Annotated in this window: 12 protein-coding genes; 6 read left to right on the top strand and 6 right to left on the bottom strand. The window is 67.1% G+C overall.

Going from position 1 to position 16,793, the window contains the following annotated elements; all coding sequences use genetic code 11:
• Positions 1-877: 877 nt before the first annotated feature.
• Both AC5P5M_RS15955 and queD read right to left on the bottom strand, forming a co-directional pair.
• Complete coding sequence (locus AC5P5M_RS15955) at positions 878-1,231, bottom strand: phasin family protein (RefSeq protein ID WP_065175367.1); 354 nt, start codon at positions 1,229-1,231, stop codon at positions 878-880.
• 115 nt (positions 1,232-1,346) lie between these two features.
• On the bottom strand, positions 1,347-1,709 hold the full coding sequence (queD, locus tag AC5P5M_RS15950; protein WP_053518296.1) for a 6-carboxytetrahydropterin synthase QueD: 363 nt from the start codon (positions 1,707-1,709) through the stop codon (positions 1,347-1,349).
• Positions 1,710-1,902: 193 nt separating this feature from the next.
• Here queD and AC5P5M_RS15945 point away from each other — a divergent pair, with 193 nt between their 5' ends.
• Together AC5P5M_RS15945 and AC5P5M_RS15940 are read left to right on the top strand one after the other, a co-directional pair.
• A complete protein-coding gene (locus tag AC5P5M_RS15945; RefSeq protein WP_495206139.1) occupies positions 1,903-4,542 on the top strand; it encodes a TonB-dependent receptor in 2,640 nt (879 codons plus the stop codon).
• Positions 4,543-4,615: 73 nt separating this feature from the next.
• Positions 4,616-7,210, top strand: a complete 2,595-nt coding sequence (locus AC5P5M_RS15940) for a M14 family zinc carboxypeptidase (RefSeq protein ID WP_495206138.1) — start codon at positions 4,616-4,618, stop codon at positions 7,208-7,210.
• Between the two features lie 114 nt (positions 7,211-7,324).
• Here the strand turns inward: AC5P5M_RS15940 and AC5P5M_RS15935 are convergent, their stop codons facing one another.
• Positions 7,325-8,737: a DEAD/DEAH box helicase gene (locus AC5P5M_RS15935; protein WP_065175363.1), complete on the bottom strand. Its 1,413-nt coding sequence runs from the start codon at positions 8,735-8,737 to the stop codon at positions 7,325-7,327.
• A gap of 878 nt (positions 8,738-9,615) precedes the next feature.
• Here AC5P5M_RS15935 and AC5P5M_RS15930 point away from each other — a divergent pair.
• Together AC5P5M_RS15930 and maiA are read left to right on the top strand one after the other, a co-directional pair.
• Positions 9,616-10,605: a fumarylacetoacetate hydrolase family protein gene (locus AC5P5M_RS15930; protein ID WP_197572632.1), complete on the top strand. Its 990-nt coding sequence runs from the start codon at positions 9,616-9,618 to the stop codon at positions 10,603-10,605.
• A 14-nt stretch (positions 10,606-10,619) separates the two neighbouring features.
• Positions 10,620-11,288 carry a maleylacetoacetate isomerase gene (maiA, locus tag AC5P5M_RS15925; RefSeq protein ID WP_495206137.1) on the top strand — a complete coding sequence of 223 codons (669 nt, stop codon included), beginning with the start codon at positions 10,620-10,622 and terminating at the stop codon, positions 11,286-11,288.
• 32 nt (positions 11,289-11,320) lie between these two features.
• On the opposite strand, the gene AC5P5M_RS15920 is transcribed toward maiA, so the two are convergent.
• The 3 genes from AC5P5M_RS15920 to AC5P5M_RS15910 form a co-directional block, all read right to left on the bottom strand.
• Positions 11,321-12,817, bottom strand: coding sequence for a UdgX family uracil-DNA binding protein (locus AC5P5M_RS15920; RefSeq protein ID WP_495206136.1), 1,497 nt, complete (start codon positions 12,815-12,817; stop codon positions 11,321-11,323).
• Positions 12,798-14,081 carry a putative DNA modification/repair radical SAM protein gene (locus AC5P5M_RS15915; RefSeq protein ID WP_495206135.1) on the bottom strand — a complete coding sequence of 428 codons (1,284 nt, stop codon included), beginning with the start codon at positions 14,079-14,081 and terminating at the stop codon, positions 12,798-12,800. The genes AC5P5M_RS15920 and AC5P5M_RS15915 overlap by 20 nt, the downstream gene beginning before the upstream one ends.
• Positions 14,082-14,212: 131 nt before the next feature.
• Entirely contained in the window at positions 14,213-15,340 is a 1,128-nt protein-coding gene (locus tag AC5P5M_RS15910) for a PilT/PilU family type 4a pilus ATPase (RefSeq protein WP_053516991.1), read from the bottom strand.
• Between the two features lie 121 nt (positions 15,341-15,461).
• On the opposite strand from AC5P5M_RS15910, the gene AC5P5M_RS15905 reads away from it, so the two are divergent.
• Positions 15,462-15,827 (top strand): DUF4398 domain-containing protein, encoded by a 366-nt coding sequence (locus AC5P5M_RS15905; RefSeq protein ID WP_053516990.1) that lies wholly within the window; start codon positions 15,462-15,464, stop codon positions 15,825-15,827.
• Positions 15,824-16,708, top strand: a complete 885-nt coding sequence (locus AC5P5M_RS15900) for an OmpA family protein (RefSeq protein ID WP_065182509.1) — start codon at positions 15,824-15,826, stop codon at positions 16,706-16,708. The genes AC5P5M_RS15905 and AC5P5M_RS15900 overlap by 4 nt, the downstream gene beginning before the upstream one ends.
• Positions 16,709-16,793: the final 85 nt, after the last annotated feature.

The following is a 16,793-nucleotide window of genomic DNA, read 5'->3' as shown; positions in this document are numbered from 1 at the left end:
ACGTCCGGGTGTGGTATCCGCACTGGCATGGGATCGCTCGGGTTGAGGCTGCCTGTGCGCAGGTGCGTGCGTTTTCCGTGTGGCGCTGGTCGGATGCCCTTGCGTGCGAATGTCCCCCGGCGCCGGCCGTTGGCCGTCGCCTCCTCCTTTACTTCGCACGCAAGGGCATCCGCCCGGCGTTGAGGGGTTATCGGCACGCAGCGGTGTGCGGATGACGGCACCGTGCTGGTGGGCAGGTGGGACACGTCCGGGTGTGGTATCCGCACTGGCATGGGATCGCTCGGTTGAGGCTGCCTGTGCGTGTGTTCGTTTTTCCTGTGGCGCCGGGCGGATGCCCTTGCGTGCGAATGTCCCCCGGCGCCGGCCGTTGGCCGTCACCTCCTCCTTTACTTCGCACGCAAGGGCATCCGCCCGGCGTTGAGGCGTTATCGGCACGCAGCGGTGTGCGGACGACGGCACCGTGCCTGGTGGGCAGGTGGGGACGTCATGGGGAGGTATCCGCACTGGCATGGCATCGCTCGGGCTGGGGCTGCCTGTGCGCAGGTGCGTGCGTTTTTCCGTGTCGCGCCGGTCGGATGCCCTTGCGTGCGAATGTCCCCCGGCGGCGGCCGGTGGCCGTCACCTCCTCCTTCACTTCGCACGCAAGGGCATCCACCCGGCGTGCAGGGGTTATCGGTGCGCGGAGGTGCGAAAATGCGCCGGGGACATTTGCCCACATGCTGCGGGCCGACGCGAGGCCTTTGCGCTCGCGATCTGCTCGGGCGAAGACGCGCATCTGCACGCAGGCGAGGAATAAAAAAGACCCGGCAGAGGGAGGGATCTGCCGGGTCCGGATTGCATGGGGGGAGGGACCCATGCAATGAGCGAAAGCGTCGCGTCAGGGCGTGTGGCCGGTCGCGTCCGCTGTTGATTCGTTGTAGCCCTGCACCAGCTCGGACCAGGAGCGTCCAGCCAGCAGGCCAAGACCGACCACGTCCTGCTGGGCCTGCCCGAACCGCTGCAGGTTGTCCTGCCACAGCTGAGCGCCCTGCGACAGCAATCCGGCCGGATCTTCGCTTCGTGCCAGCTCGCCGAGCCAGCCGCCCGTCGCGGTCAGGTTGCGTTCCAGTGCCTTCAGCTGCACGCCGAACATGCTTTCAGCGTTCTCCAGCGCCAACCGGTTCGCGCGCGTTGCGGCGGCGGCCAGCTGGCGGGTGGCATCACTGAAGCGATCGCTGAAGGCGGCGGTCATGGGCGTCAGGAAAGGACTTGATGCATTGCAGCATACGCCGATGATGCCGCATTGCAACAAAAATCATAAAGGCGCCCAAGGCGCCTTTAGAAATCTTTAGATATCAATGGGTTGTTCAGGTGCCGGGGCCCCGGTACCGGCAGCCGGAGGTGCAGGTCTCGTGGACCGTGATCTCGCTCAGCGCCGGCAGCGCGGGCTTGAGTTCGTTCCAGATCCACACCGCCAGGTTCTCGCTGGTCGGGTTTTCCAGGCCGGGGATGTCATTGAGGTAGTGGTGGTCCAGGCGTTCGTAGATCGGCTGGAAGGCCGCCTTCACGTCCCCGAAATCCATGATCCAGCCGGTCTGCGCGCCGGGTTCGCCCTCGACCTTCAGTTCCACCCGGAAGGAGTGGCCATGCAGGCGCGCGCACTTGTGCCCCGGCGGTACGTTCGGGAGGCGGTGGGCCGCCTCAAGCATGAAGACTTTGAAGATTTCCATGAGCGGATTGTACGCCGCTGCTGTCGCATCCGACCGGGATCGCGCCGGCCCCGAAGCGGAGTGACTATTTCCATCCGGATGAAGAGATGTTAGCTTCTCTTATATCCGTATGAAGAGATGTTATTGGTCGGACCCCGGCCAGTCATGGATTACTGCGGAACTTCGTCGCCCTACCACCACCCCACACATCGTCATGCCCCAGCACACCCTGCTCGTGGCGGCCCTGGCCGCCGCTCTGGCCGCGCCATTGTCCGCCGCCGCCGAAACCACCGCTGCCGCCAGTGGCGAAGCCAGTACCCTGGCCGCCGTCCGCGTCACCGGTTCCAACATCAAGCGCGCCGATACCGAGGCGTCCAATCCGGTGCAGGTAATCGGCCGCCAGCAGCTGGAACAGACCGGCAAGGCCACCGTCGCCGATGTGCTGCGCTCGATCTCCGCCAACACCGGCAATGCCAACAACGAGACCACCAACAACGGCTGGGCCTCCGGCTCGGCCAGCATCGGCCTGCGCGGCCTGTCACCGAAGAACACGCTGGTGCTGCTCAACGGCCGTCGCGTGGCGAACTACGGCTTCCCGGCCGGTGGCCTGTCCGATACCTTCGTCGACCTCAATACCCTGCCGCTGGTTGCGGTCGAGCGCATCGAAGTGCTCAAGGATGGTGCTTCGGCCGTGTATGGCTCCGATGCCGTGGCCGGCGTGGTCAACATCATCACCCGCCAGAACTTCGAAGGTGCCGAGATCGGTGGCAGCTTCGGAGGCGCCGACCAAGGGGGCCTGCGCGAGCAGAACCTGAAGTTCGTGGGTGGCCTCGGTGATCTGGACAGCGATGGCTACAACATCCTGTTCAGTCTGCAGGGCTACAACCGCGACCGCCTGGACCAGGACGAGCGCGATCTGACCAAGAGTGGCATCTACACCGACCTGCCGGGCGGGCGCTGGAACGGCTGGTCGGCCAAGGGTGCGCGCTATCTGATCAATGGCGTGTCGGTGCCGATGCTCGACGCCAGCGGCAACTGCCCCACCGGGACCACGCGCGTCGCGAGCGCTCCGATCGACGGCCTGGCTGGCGACACCTGCGGCTTCAACCAAGCGCCGTACACCACGCTGATTCCATCCACGAAGCGCTACCAGGCCTATGCCAACGGCACCTTCCGCCTGGGCGACAACGTCGAAGCGTTCGGTGAAGTGCTGTACAGCCAGATCAAGAGCGCGGCCTGGTTCGGCAGCAGCCCGTTCTTCACGCTGGAAAGCGGCCGCTTCGCCCTGAATGCCGAGACCGGCCTGGCCGAGCCGGTGTCGTCGCAGCTGCCGGCGGGCAATCCGTACAATCCCTACGGGCGTGCCGTGCCGATCGAGTACACGTTCTTCGATCTCGGCGGCACCATCAAGACCAACCGCTCCACCGCCTATCGCGGCGTGTTCGGCCTGCGCGGCACCACCGCCAACTGGGACTGGGAAGTGGCGGCGTTCGGTGCGCGCAGCAGCGAGCGTGAGACCGTCTCGGGCGGCTTCGCCAACCGCTGGGCGCTGGCCGATGCGCTGGCCAGCGGCAGCTACAATCTGCTCGACCCGGCGGCCACCCCGCAGTCGGTGCGTGATGCGATCAACATCGCTACGCTGCGTCCGGCCGAATCGAAGCTGCAGGGTGTCGATGCGAAGATCTCGGGCAGCCTGGGCCGCACCTGGGCCGGTGACATCGGCTTTGCCGCTGGCGCCGAGTGGCGCCGCGAGAAGCTCGATTCGAACAACCCCTGGCAGATCGATGCCGGCCTGCAGGTGCGTCCGGCCATCGCCGAGGTGCACGGCGAGCGCCAGGTCAGCGCTGCGTACGCGGAAGTGAACGTGCCGCTGGCCTCGACCCTGGAACTGTCCGCCGCTGCGCGTGCCGATCACTACGATGACTTCGGCGATGCGTTCTCGCCGAAGCTCGGACTGCGCTGGCAACCGCTGGACTTCCTGCTGGTGCGCGCGTCGGCCTCGAAGGGCTTCCGTGCGCCCTCGCTGTCGGAGAACTCCAACAGCACCAGCATCTCCTACGGCAGCGTGGTCGATCCGCGCGACCCGGATGTGCCGGGCTCGCGGCAGAGCCCGACGTTCTTCACCGTGGGCAACAGTGACCTGAAGCCGGAGCGCACCAAGAGCGTGAACTTCGGCGTGGTGCTGTCACCGTGGGCGAACACCAATCTGAGTGTCGACTACTACCGTATCCAGCTCGACAACCTGGTCGGCACCAACAACACGCAGACGCTGATCAACGACAACGTTGCCGGTGCCGTGCAGCGCGATGAGCGCGGCAAGCTGCAGGCCGTCTACAACCGCTACCAGAACCTGAGCGAGCTGAAGACATCGGGCATCGACGTGGAACTGCGCCAGCGCATTCCGACGGCGCGCCTGGGAGATTTCACCCTGTCTTCGGCCTACACCCACGTCCGTGACTACCGCCGTCCGACCGTGGTCGGTGGGCCCCTGGTCGACTACGCCGGCAGCAACCTCGGCGCCACCCTGCCCAAGGACAAGGCCACCACCACGCTGGACTGGAAGTACGGCGACTTCAACGCGGCGGTTACCTGGTACTACACCAGCAGCTATCGGCAGGAAGCCAGTACCGCCGCCAAGGCCGTGCAGCAGCGTGTCGGCAGCTACAGCCAGTACGACCTGTACCTGGGGTACACCGGCATCGACAGCCTGACCCTGTACGCCAAGGTGCAGAACCTGGGTGACAAGACGCCGCCCTACGATGCGTCGTTCCCGGGCATCCGTGCGCCGTATGACTTCACCCAGTACGACCTGCGGGGTCGCTACTTCACACTGGGCTTCGACTACCGCTTCTGATCCAACGCCGTGGCCGGTCACCTGCCGTGACCGGCCACGTTGCCCTCTGCCGTCCTGTTTCCGGGGAGTCACCGTGTCCTTCCACCGTCGTGCCGTTCTTCCGTTGCTGATCGCCGCTGCCAGCGCAGTGTTCCCCGCGTTGTCGGCGCAGGCGCAGAGCGCCTATTTCTTCCCGCAGGCCAGCGCGGCCGACGCGTTCGACAGCGCCATTCCCACGCCGGAGCAGTTCCTCGGCTATCCGATCGGCAGCCGCTACACCCGCCACGACCAGTTGGTCGCCTATTTCGAGGAACTGGCCAGGCATTCGGACAGGATCCGCGTCCAGCACATTGGACGCAGCTATGAAGGCCGCCCCCTGCTGATCGCCACCATCACCGCGGCCAGCAACCAGGCGCGGTTGGAGCAGATCCGCCAGCAGCACGCGACCCTGGTCGATCCGGCACAACCGCGCAGCGCAGCCGGTGACAGCCCGGTGGTGGTCTGGCTGGGCTACAGTGTGCACGGCAATGAAACCTCCAGCGGCGAAGCGGCGATGCTCACCGCGTATTACCTGGTGGCCAATCGCAGCAGTGAAACCCAGCAATGGCTGCAGCAGGCGGTGGTGCTGTTCGACCCGGCGCAGAATCCGGACGGACGCGACCGTGCCGCCAACTGGCACAACGCCTGGGCATCGGACCCGGCCTCGGCCGATCCGGCCGACAAGGAGCATGTCGAGCCGTTCCCGCAGGGCCGTACCAACCATTACTTCACCGATCTCAACCGCGACTGGCTGGCGCTGACCCAGCAGGATTCGCGGCCAAAGGTGGCCGCCTTCCACCAGTGGTACCCGAACGTGCAGATCGACTTCCACGAGATGGGCAAGGACAGCACGTACTACTTCGAGCCTTCGCCGAAGAGCATGCACAGCCCGTTGATCCCGGCCGCCTCCTACGAGTTCAACAGGACGCTGGCCACGTACCACGCACAGGCGCTGGACGCACTGGGGTCGCTGTACTACACGGGGGAGAACTTCGACAACTTCTCGCCGGTGTATGGCTCGACCTATCCGGACTTCCATGGCGCGGTCGGTGTCACCGTCGAGCAGGCCAGTTCGCGGGGACGGGTGCAGGAGTCGGTGAACGGGCTGCTGACCTTCCCGTTCACCATCCGCAACCAGGTCGCCACCGGCCTGGGCACGGTGCGCGGTGCGGTGGCCGAGCGCAGTGGCCTGTTCGACCTGCAGAAGACCTTCTTCCAGAGCGCATTGAAGCAGGCCGCGCAGCAGCCGCAGAAGAGCTTCGTGTTCGGCGACGCGCATGATCCGGCGTTGACCCGGCGCCTGCTTGAACTGCTGCTGCTGCACCGGATCGAGGTACGCGCGCTGGACCGGGATGTCACCGTCGAGGGAAAGCGCTTCCAGGCAGGCAGTGCCTACGTGGTGCCCGTGCAGCAGGCGCAGTTCCGCCTGGTGCACTCGATCTTCGCCGAGACGCCGCCGATCAAGGGCGACGTGTTCTATGGCAGCACCAGCTACGCCATCGCGCCGGCCTACGGCGTGGCCTTCGCCGGCAGCCGCAGCCGCATCGACGGCGGTGCACAGGTGAGCGAGCTGCCGCCGCTGCAGGGCGCGGTCGTCGGCGGCCAGGCGGGGTTCGCCTATGCCATCGACTGGCGTGACTACAACGCCAGCCGTGCGTTGGCCGAGCTGCAGGGCAGGGGATTGGCCGCGCGCGCTGCATTCCAGCCGTTCACCGCCGGAACCGCACAGGGCGACGTGGATTTCGCGGCCGGCAGCATCGTCATTCCCGTTGCCGGCCAGCCACTGCAGGGAGCGGCCCTGCTCGACGCGGTGGCCGCGGCGGCACGTGCTTCGGGCGTACAGGTGCATGCGTTGTCGAGTGGCCGCAGCCGCGAGGGCATCGATCTCGGCAGCGATGGCGTGAAGGCACTGCGCAAGCCGGCCGTGGCGCTGGTGATGGGCGAAGGCGTGGCGGCCACCGAGATCGGATCGGCCTGGTTCCTGCTGGACCAGCACCTGCGCCTGCCGGCCAGCAAGCTGGATCCGCAGCAGCTGGGCAAGGTTCCGCTGGATCGCTACACCACGCTCGTGTTGTCCGGTGGCACCTACAGCAGTGTCGATGCGACCGCGGTGGCCGCACTGAAGCGCTGGGTGCAGGCCGGCGGCTCGCTGGTGACCTATGGCAGCGCGTCGAAGTGGGCGATCGAACAGAAGCTCGCCGATGGCGAGAAGACCGGCAAGGACGAAGAGGCCGGCGACGAATCCCGTCGCGCCTTCGGTGACCAGCGCGATATCGCCGCGATCGAGCGGGTGAGCGGCAACATCCTCAGCGCCGATGTCGATACCAGCCATCCCCTGGCGTTCGGCGTGCCGGGCCGGCAGCTGGCGGTGAACAAGGAGAACAGCGTGACGCTGCAGCCGAGTGCGAATCCGTTCTCGACGGTGGTGCGCATCGACGCGTCACCACGGGTCAACGGTTACCTGTCCGAGCGCAATCGTGCGCGGGTGGCAGGCAGTGCGTGGCTGCTGGTGTCGGCCCAGGGAAAGGGCAACGTGGTGCTGTTCGCCGATGATCCGGCACACCGCAAGTACTGGCATGGCACGGATCGACTGCTGATCAATGCGATCTTCTTCGGGAATCTGGCGAATCCGGCGAAAGCGCGCGGGTGAGGCGTCTGGCGCCTTGTTCGATGCGCGGGCAACAAAAAAGGGACGGCGCGCGAGCGCCGTCCCCGATGTAAGGCCTCCCGCGCAGCGGGACGCCCTCATTCCTGTCAGTCAGGATCAGCCGGCGCGACCGCCGCCGCCCTGGCCGCGGCCACGACCACCGCCGTTGCCGCCTCCGCCACGACGCTGGCCCTGACCAGCGCCGGCACGCTGCTGGCCGTTGCCACCGCCCTCACGACGGCCACCACCGGCCTTCTTCGGGCCGGCGTGGGCATGGCGCGGCGCATCGCCGTGCGGACGTCGCGCGTGGCTCTTGCGCGGGGCGCGCTCGCCGGTGTCGTGCTCGGCCTTGCCCGGTGCACTGTTGCCCCAGCGGATCGGCACCTGCAGCTCGAAGCCCGGCACATCGCGGATGTCCATGTCGCGTCCGAGCAGGCGCACGATTGCGCGCAGCAGCTTGACCTCGTCCTGCGCCACCAGCGAGATCGCCTGGCCGGTGGAGCCGTTGCGGCCGGTGCGGCCGATGCGGTGCACGTAATCCTCGGCGACCATCGGCAGGTCGAAGTTGATCACCTTCGGCAGCTCGTTGATGTCGATGCCGCGTGCCGCGATGTCGGTGGCCACCAGCACGGTCACGCGACCGGCCTTGAAGTCACCCAGCGCACGCAGCCGCTGGCCCTGGCTCTTGTTGCCATGGATCGCCGCGGTCTTGATGCCCGACTTCTCCAGGAACGCGGCCAGCTTGTCGCTGCCGTGCTTGGTCCGGGCGAACACCAGGGTCTGCTCACGGCTGTCCTGTGCCAGCAGGTGCAGCAGCAGGTCGCGCTTGCGGCCGGCGTCGACCGGATGCACGCGATGGGTGATGGTCTCGGCCACGGTGTTCTTCGGCGTCACCTGGATCTGTTCCGGGTTGCGCATGAACTCCAGCGCCAGCTGGCGGATGTTGTCCTCGAACGTGGCCGAGAACAGCAGGGTCTGACGGTTCTGCTTGGGCAGCTTGGCCAGGATGCGCTTGATCGACGGCAGGAAGCCCATGTCCAGCATGCGGTCGGCTTCGTCCAGCACCAGCAGTTCGATGCCGGACAGGTCGATGCTGCGACGCTCCAGGTGATCGATCAGGCGGCCCGGGCAGGCCACCAGCAGGTCCACGCCACGGCGCAGGATGTCCAGCTGGTTGCCCATGCCGACGCCGCCGTAGATGCAGGCGCTGGGGATGCGCAGATACTTGCTGTAGCCGCGCAGGCTGTCATGCACCTGGGTGGCCAGCTCGCGGGTCGGGGCCAGGATCAGTGCGCGCGGCTTGCGCGGGCCACCGCCACGCACTTCCTGCGGCGCGGTGCCCAGATGCTGCAGCAGCGGCAGGCCGAAGGCTGCGGTCTTGCCGGTGCCGGTCTGTGCGCCGGCCAGCAGGTCGCGACCGGCCAGCGCCAGCGGGATCGCCTGCTGCTGGATCGGGGTCGGGTTTTCGTAGCCCTGCTCGGCCAGCGCACGCAGCAGGAAGGGCGCCAGGCCCAGCGATTCAAAAGACATCGAGTGTGCTCCAAGTACAAGAAACGCCTGTCCGAATGGACAGACGGGGGCAGATCAAACTGATCGGCTGACTCGGAGCGTTCCCGTGAACCGCGCTGCGAGAATTGGGTGCAGCCGGCACGAAGCGCAGGCTGGAATGCGTGACGAACGGCGTCGGAGTGGGGGCGGGCGAAGAGGGCGGACCCTGGTCGCCGGCGATCCCGGAGGGAAACGGACGGCCGCTGCAGACTCCGCAAGTCTAAACGATGTTTGAGACTTCACGCAAAAAGGCCTGTTCAGGTAAGGGTTCTCTCTGCAGGGCTGCGCCCTGCACCCGCAGAGGCCGAAGCCACGTCAACGTCAACGTCAAAAGCGGGCTTCCTGAAGGTAGGCGGGGTGGGTCCGGTTGCGGGAGACGCCGTAAACCCGTCCCTGGGGGCTTGGCCGCGGCATCCATGCCGCGGACACTCCCGCAACCGGACCCACCCCGCCTTCGACAGTTTCCTGCGAACTGGCGGAACGGATCTGACCCCCGTTTGGATTTCGATATCCGAAAGGTTTCATCCACGCGTGGCGTGGATCTACCGACCGTCACCGGGAAACTGTCAAAGGTGGGGCGGTGTGGGCGGGCAGGACCGTTGGCGCCATGGATGGCGCCATCGAGCCCCCAGGGATGGGTTTACGGCGTGTCCTGCCCGCCCACACCGCCCCGCCAAATCCGCAGACAACCCAGAGCCGGCTGTTGCCATTGACGTTGCCCTGGCTTGAAGCAGGTGCAGGGCGCAGCCCTGCCTGACCCCCGCTACGGTAGGGTGGAGCGATGCGGCGCTGCAGCTTGGCGCCGCCCCATATTTGATTACACTTGAAACTTGTTTGCCCATGACTCCGGACACCCACCCATGAAGCTTGGTTCTTTGAAGGAAGGCGGCCGCGACGGCACCCTGATCGTCGTCTCGCGTGATCTGCGCCACGGCGTCCGTGCCACCGGCATCGCCGCCACCCTGCAGCAGGCCCTGGAGGACTGGAGCCGCGTCGCGCCGCGCCTGAACGCGCTCTACGAATCACTGAACGCCGGTGACGCCGATGGCGTGTTCGACCTGGACCCGCAGACGCTGGCGGCGCCCCTGCCGCGCGCCTATGAATTCGTCGATGGCAGCGCCTACCTGCCGCACGTCGAGCGCGTCCGCCGCGCCCGCGGGGCCGAGGTTCCGGAAAGCTTCTACACCGACCCGCTGATGTACCAGGCCACCAGTGCCGGTTTCTACGGCCCGCGCGACGCGGTGAAGGTGGTCAGCGAGGAGTACGGCATCGATCTGGAGGCCGAACTGGTGGTCATCACCGACGACGTGCCGATGGCGGTCACCCCGGAGCAGGCCGCCGGCCACATCCAGCTGGTGGGTCTGGTCAACGACGTTTCGCTGCGCAACCTGATTCCGGGTGAGCTGGCCAAGGGCTTCGGCTTCCTGCAGTCCAAGCCGCGCTCGGCACTGTCGCCGGTGTTCGTCACCCCTGACGAACTGGGTGACGCCTGGCAGGACAGCAAGGTGCACCTGCCGCTGGTCACCCACATCAATGGTGCGTGGTTCGGTGCGCCGGAGGCAGGCGTGGACATGCAGTTCAACTTCGCCCAGCTGGTGGCGCATGCGGCCAGGACCCGTCCGCTGGGCGCCGGCACCATCGTGGGATCGGGCACCATCGCCAACGAGGACACCAGCAAGGGCGCGTCGTGCTTTGCCGAGCAGCGCACCGTGGAAACCCTGCGCGACGGCAAGCCGAGCACACCGTTCATGTCGTTCGGCGACGTGGTGCGGATTGAAATGTTCGACGCCGCCGGCAACAGCATCTTCGGTGCGATCGAGCAGCGCATCGAGCAGGCGGCCAGGCCCTGAGGAGGGACGCGGCGATGGAGATCCCGGTCGACGACGGCATCGTGCTGTACACCTACTGGCGATCCAGCGCCGCCTACCGCGTGCGCATCGGCCTGGAGCTGAAGGGCCTGCGCTGGGAGGCGCGCCCGGTTCATCTGCTGCGCGACGGTGGTGAACAGCACGGCGAAGCCTATCGCGCACTCAATCCGCAGGAGCGGGTGCCGACCCTGCTGCACGAGGGGCAGGTGCTGACCCAGTCACTGGCGATCCTGGAGTATCTGGACGAACGTTTTCCGCAGATGCCGCTGCTGCCGGCCGATGCGGCCGGCCGCGCCCGCGTCCGTGCGCTGGCGCAGCTGGTCGCCTGCGACATCCATCCGCTGAACAACCTCCGGGTGATGCAGCATCTGGAACGCGGCCTGCACCTGTCCGCCGAGGTCCGCACCCAGTGGACGCTGCAGTGGATCGCCGAAGGCTTTGCGGCCCTGGAAACCCTGCTGGCCGGGAGCAGCGACACCGGCACCTTCTGCCATGGCGACCGGCCCGGCCTGGCCGACATCTGCCTGCTGCCGCAGGTGTACAACGCACATCGCTTTGGTCTGGATCTGTCGCCGTATCCGACCCTGCGCCGCATCGAAGCCGCCTGCCAGGCGCTGGACGCATTCGAGCGTGCGCGCCCGGAAAACCAGGTCGACGCGGCCTGAGTGCCGCTGTGATCGCCGGGCATGGCCCGGCGCTATCCCTCGCTGGTCGGTGGCAGCGCCGGGCGACGCCCGGTGGATTCCGCATCCCTGATGAGCAACTGCCGCAGGTCATCGCGGAACAGCCGGTAGGCGTCTTCTCGACGGACCTCGTCGGCCTGCCGCAACACCCATGCGGGATGCACCGTGGCAGAGCCACGGGTGCCATCCGGCAGGATGTGCCAACGGGCACGATCACGCGTCAGGCTGAAATGGCTGCCGAACACCGCCGACGCCGCCGTTGCGCCCAGGCACACGATGATCTCCGGCCGCACCCGCTCGATCTCGCCCAGCAGCCACGGACGGCAGGCCTGCACATGGCGGCCCTGCGGACGTTTGTGCAGGCGCACCTTGCCGCGCCTCTCGTGGTGGAAGTGCTTCACTGCGTTGGTCAGGTACAGCGTGGAGCGGGCGATACCCAGCTCGGAGAGGGCACGGTCCAGCAGCGCGCCGGCAGGTCCCGCGAAGGGGCGTCCGCACAGATCCTCGGTGTCGCCCGGCTGTTCGCCGACCAGCATCACCCGTGCATCGCCAGGCCCTTCACCGAACACCACCTGGGTGGTGGACTCCCACAGGGGGCACTGCCGGCAGCCCGCTGCCTGGCGCTGCAGGGTGGACAGATCACTGGAGGGTGAGGGGAGCGGGGATGTCGCCTGCCGCGACGGGATCCGCCGCTGGGGTGGCTGCGCCGGGCGATCGTGCATGGCCTGCACGCGGTCGCCAGCATCGCGGATCAGCCCGGGCAGCAGCTGCGCCTCGGGCAGGTGCCGCCAGTACCGGGCAGGCATCTCCTGCTGCATCATCCGCGTGTTGAGGCGTGCGGGATTGAAGATGCTTGCGTAGTAGGTCTGCCAGAGCGTCTCGCGTGCGTCCTCCGCCGGCGCCTGCTCGCGGTGCCCGCCAGCGCCGAAGGACAGCGCCTGGCCATCCCAGTGCACGCTCCGGTAGGGGGTGAGGATGGCCCAGCGCATGCCAACGAAGCGGCGTGCGAAGAACGCCGCGACCCGGTCGACGATCCGATGCTGCGGTTCGAACCATGCGATGAAGGCATCCTGCTCGCCGGGGATCTCGCGGAAGCGCACGAACGCCTTCATCTTGTGCGTGTCGCGGCGGACCGCCTGCGCCATCGTCATCGCGCGCAGCACATCGGCGTCGGTTGGATTGGAGAGCAGCGCGCGCTCGCCGTGCACGATCCGCCACAGCAGCCGGTACAGCAGTGGCATCGGCTGCGCATCGGCATGGCACAGGCAGGTGGAGGCCAGCTCAAGGAACGCACTCGGCACATGTGGCACGGAGGGCGTTTCCAGAAGCGGGGCCTGGGTCGCTGCTGGAGCATCCAGCAACGACCCGGCGCTGCTTTCCAACCAGTCCAGCTGCTCGGGCGACAGCCCGCGCAGCAGCGCTTCGCGGGCTGCACCCCGCCAGGCATCGAGCGACCACGGGGGATCGACCCGCAGCGACCAGCGCTGGGCGTCAGGCCGCCGGCGGTGCATCGAACAGCGATCCCTGGCGGGGCGGCGGCGCCAAACGCGCACGCAATGCCACAGGATCCTCCAGCGCCTTGCGTGGCTGGTGGTCAGCCAGCAGCACGAACGGCAGCAGCTTGCCCATCGGTGCCTTCAGCCTCGCAATGTCCGCCACCCGCAGCCGGCCATGGCGGCGCGCCATCAACACGCGTTTCACATTGCGTACGCCGAGCCCGGGAACCCGCAGCAGCAGTTCCTTCGGCGCACGATTGAGGTCGACCGGGAAGCGCTCGGGATGGCGGATCGCCCAGGCCATCTTCGGATCGATGTCCAGATCCAGCATGCCCCCCTGCGCGGTGTCGGTGATCTCTTCCACGCCGTAGCCATAGAAGCGCAGCAGCCAGTCCGCCTGGTACAGCCGATGCTCGCGCTGCAGTGGCGGCGGCTGCACCGGCAACTGCAGACTGGCGTCGGGAATGGGGCTGAACGCCGAGTAGTAGACGCGGCGCATCCGGTAACTGCCGTACAGATTGTCGGCGCTGCAGAGGATCTGCTTGTCGCTGGCGCCATCGGCACCGACGATCATCTGCGTGCTCTGCCCCGCAGGTGCGAAGCGCGGGGCTTTCGCTCGCGTCCGGCGCGGCGCGCCCGCGGTGATCGTGCGCGATGCCTTGCCGGCCTCCTTGGCTTCCTCGATGCGCCAGCGCAGCTCGCCCATGGCGCCGCGGATCGAGCCGACGGTCTTCTCCGGAGCCAGTTTCGTCAATCCGGCCTCGGTGGGCAGTTCGACATTGATCGAAAGACGGTCGGCGTGCCGGCCGGCCGCTGCCAGCAGTTCCGGCGATGCTTCGGGAATGGTCTTGAGGTGGATGTAGCCGGCGAAGCGATGTTCCTCGCGCAGCCGGCGGGCGACTTCCACCAAGCGCTCCATCGTGTAATCCGCATTGCGGATGATTCCGCTGGAAAGGAACAGGCCCTCGATGTAGTTGCGCTTGTAGAAGTCCAGGGTCAGCGCGACCACCTCATCCACACTGAAACGCGCGCGTGGCACGTTGCTGGAGACGCGGTTGATGCAGTACGCACAGTCGTAGACGCAGAAGTTGGTGAGCAGGATCTTCAGCAGGGACACGCAGCGGCCGTCCGGCGTGTAGCTGTGGCAGATCCCCATGCCCTCGGTGCTGCCGATGCCACCGCTGGTCCGGGAGTCGCGCTTGCCGGACCCACTGGAAGCACAGGAGGCGTCGTACTTGGCGGCGTCGGCAAGAATGGCCAGCTTGCGGAGGGTGTCCATGGCGGCACGCTACGCAGGGGCTGTCTCATTGGATGAGACAGCCCCTGAATTCTTCAGGATCGGCCGCCGGGCATGGCCCGGCGCTACCGATGGGCGTGCACTGCCGCCGGGCATGGCCCGGCGGGGGTGGATCAGAAGCCGTGGGTGATGCTCGGCTGGCCTGCTGAATAGTCGGCGTACGGGTCGTGCTCGCCGCTGCTGCCTTCGGAGAGGCGGAACTTCAGCGCCAGGCCGTCGCGCGAATCGGCAGCGCGCAAGGCTTCCTCCTGCTCGATCACGCCAGACTTGGCGAGCCGGAACAGGCATTGGTCGAAGCTCTCCATGCCTTCTTCCAGCGAGGCTTCCATCGCTGCCTTGATCTCGTGCACCTGGCCGCGTCGCAGCAGGTCGCGGATCATCGGGGTGTTGATCAGCACCTCGGTGGCTGGAAGACGGCGGCCGTCCTTGTTCTTCACCAGGCGCTGGCTGATCACCGCACGCAGGTTCAGCGCCAGGTTCATCAGCACGTTCTTGTGCGCGCTTTCCGGGAAGAAGTTGAGGATCCGCTCGATGGTCTGGTCGGCATTGTTGGAATGCAGCGTGGCCAGGCACAGATGGCCGGTCTCGGCGAAGGCGATGGCCGCTTCCATCGTCTCGGCATCCAGGATCTCGCCGATCAGGATGACGTCCGGTGCCTCGCGCATGGCGTTCTTCAGGGCATTGTGGAAGGCATGGGTGTCCAGCCCCACTTCACGCTGGTTGACGATGGACATCTTGTGCTTGTGCAGGTACTCGATCGGATCCTCGATGGTGAGGATGTGTCCGGTCGTGGTGCTGTTGCGATGGTCGATCATCGACGCCAGCGAGGTTGATTTGCCGGAACCGGTGGACCCCACCACCAGCACCAGCCCGCGCGGGGTCATGATGACGTCCTTCAGCACCTGCGGCAGGTTCAGCTCCTCGATGCTCGGGATCCGGCTGCGGATGGCGCGGATGACCATGCCGACCTCGCCCCGCTGCTTGAACACGTTCACCCGGAAACGGCCGGCATCGGCCAGGGCGATGGCCATGTTGAGCTCCAGCTCGCGCTCGAACTGCGGCACCTGGCCCTCGTCCATCAGCGAATAGGCGATCTTCTTGACCATGCCGGGCGGCAGGCCGGTGTTGCCCAGCGGGTAAAGCTTCCCCTCGATCTTGATGTAGACCGGTGCTCCGGTGGTCAGGAACATGTCCGAGGCGTTCTTTTCGGTCATCAGCTTCAGGAAGTAGCCGATATCCATCGCGAATTTTCCCCAACGAAACTGCCGGCGCCCGTTGCAAGCACGGCGCTGGCTTGACGACAATGGCCGTGAACCGACAACCGGTACGGCCTCCCCAATGAAACGACCTAGCTTCGCACGAATGCGCCACGGCCTGTATGTGATGGCGTTTGCATTCGCACTGTCTGCCCCCGCCTGGGCGCAGGACGGTGCGCTGGAACTGGCCCAGGCCCGGCAGGCGGTGGACAAGGCCACCCAGGCCGATGCCGACCAGTACGCCCCGGACCTGATCGATCTGGCCCGGCAGGGCCTGGAGCAGGCGCAGCGCGCCGCTGGCGATCGCCGCGAACGCAAGAACGCCCCGGCCATGGCCCTGCGCGCGGCGGCCGATGCCGACCTGGCCCGCGCCCGCAGCGAGGAGGCCACTGCCACCGCGCAGCTGCAGCTGCGCCGCAACGAGGTCAACCAGCTGCAGCGCCAGCTCTCGACCGGGGAGGACCGCCGGTGAAACCCGTGAACGCCGTAACCCTGGCCGTACTGCTGGCTCTGCCGACCCTTGCCCTGGCGGCCGACAACCCCGTGGTGGCCCAGCTGAGCCAGCGCCTGATGGCCATCCAGGCCAACCCGGACACCGCCGAACTGGGCGCCTTCGAGCGCATGCAGGCCCAGCAGGCCATTGCCACCCTGGACAAGGCCAAGCGCCGCGACCAGGAGTTGGCGACCTACCTGGCCCAGCGCCGGGTCGAGATCGCCGAGACCGCCGTACGCGCGGCCCTGGCCGCCCGTGAGGTCGATCGGCTCGAGCGGACCCGCAGTGACCTGCTGATCGAGGCGAGCCGCCGCGATGCCGCCCGCGCCCGCCAGGAGGCCGAACAGCTGCGCATGCAGGCGCAGATGCAGGCCGAGGAAGCTGAACGCCTGCGTCAGGCTGCCGAGGCCGAGACGCTGGCACGGCAGGACGCCGAGAACGCCCTGACCAGCGTGGCCGGCAAGCAGCAGCAGCGATTGAGCGCGGCCCAGCAGAATGCGGCGAAACTGGCCCGCGAGGAGGCCGAGCTGGTGTCCGGGCAGAAGCTGCCGGGCTCGAAGTTCGACGGACGCGGCGAGGTCTTCACCTTCGCCGGTGATGCTTTCGGAGCGGGCGGCTCCAGTCTGTCCGCCGGGGCGCGCAACCAGGCCAAGGCGTTGGCCGAGTACCTGAACATCGGCAAGAAGGGCCGGCTGCGCATCGAGGCCTACGACAGCGCCAACGGCGTCGGGCAGAAGCGCGCCGAGGCCCTGCGTGATGCACTGGTGGCGGGCGGTGTCGCCAGCAACCGCATCCAGATCAGCGGCAAGAAGGCGGCGTCGACCCGGGCGCGCTCGGCCGAGGTCATCATCGCCCCGTAATTGATTGATATTGTTTGTTTTTCGTTGCGTTGAGCATTCAGCCTGAACCCCGCCCCGGCGGGGTTCGGTCTTTTTGTCGCAGGGG

The sequence above is a fragment of the Stenotrophomonas sp. YJH_SMC_106-19 genome, assembly GCF_059368375.1.
This window is presented reverse-complemented; position numbering and strand designations above follow the sequence as displayed.

Coding starts and splice junctions, on each gene's coding strand:
- AC5P5M_RS15955 (WP_065175367.1), bottom strand. CDS start 1,231: ATGACCGCCGCCTTCAGCGATCGCTTCAGTGATGCCACCCGCCAGCTG.
- queD (WP_053518296.1), bottom strand. CDS start 1,709: ATGGAAATCTTCAAAGTCTTCATGCTTGAGGCGGCCCACCGCCTCCCG.
- AC5P5M_RS15945 (WP_495206139.1), top strand. CDS start 1,903: ATGCCCCAGCACACCCTGCTCGTGGCGGCCCTGGCCGCCGCTCTGGCC.
- AC5P5M_RS15935 (WP_065175363.1), bottom strand. CDS start 8,737: ATGTCTTTTGAATCGCTGGGCCTGGCGCCCTTCCTGCTGCGTGCGCTG.
- AC5P5M_RS15930 (WP_197572632.1), top strand. CDS start 9,616: ATGAAGCTTGGTTCTTTGAAGGAAGGCGGCCGCGACGGCACCCTGATC.
- maiA (WP_495206137.1), top strand. CDS start 10,620: ATGGAGATCCCGGTCGACGACGGCATCGTGCTGTACACCTACTGGCGA.
- AC5P5M_RS15920 (WP_495206136.1), bottom strand. CDS start 12,817: ATGCACCGCCGGCGGCCTGACGCCCAGCGCTGGTCGCTGCGGGTCGAT.
- AC5P5M_RS15915 (WP_495206135.1), bottom strand. CDS start 14,081: ATGGACACCCTCCGCAAGCTGGCCATTCTTGCCGACGCCGCCAAGTAC.
- AC5P5M_RS15910 (WP_053516991.1), bottom strand. CDS start 15,340: ATGGATATCGGCTACTTCCTGAAGCTGATGACCGAAAAGAACGCCTCG.
- AC5P5M_RS15905 (WP_053516990.1), top strand. CDS start 15,462: ATGCGCCACGGCCTGTATGTGATGGCGTTTGCATTCGCACTGTCTGCC.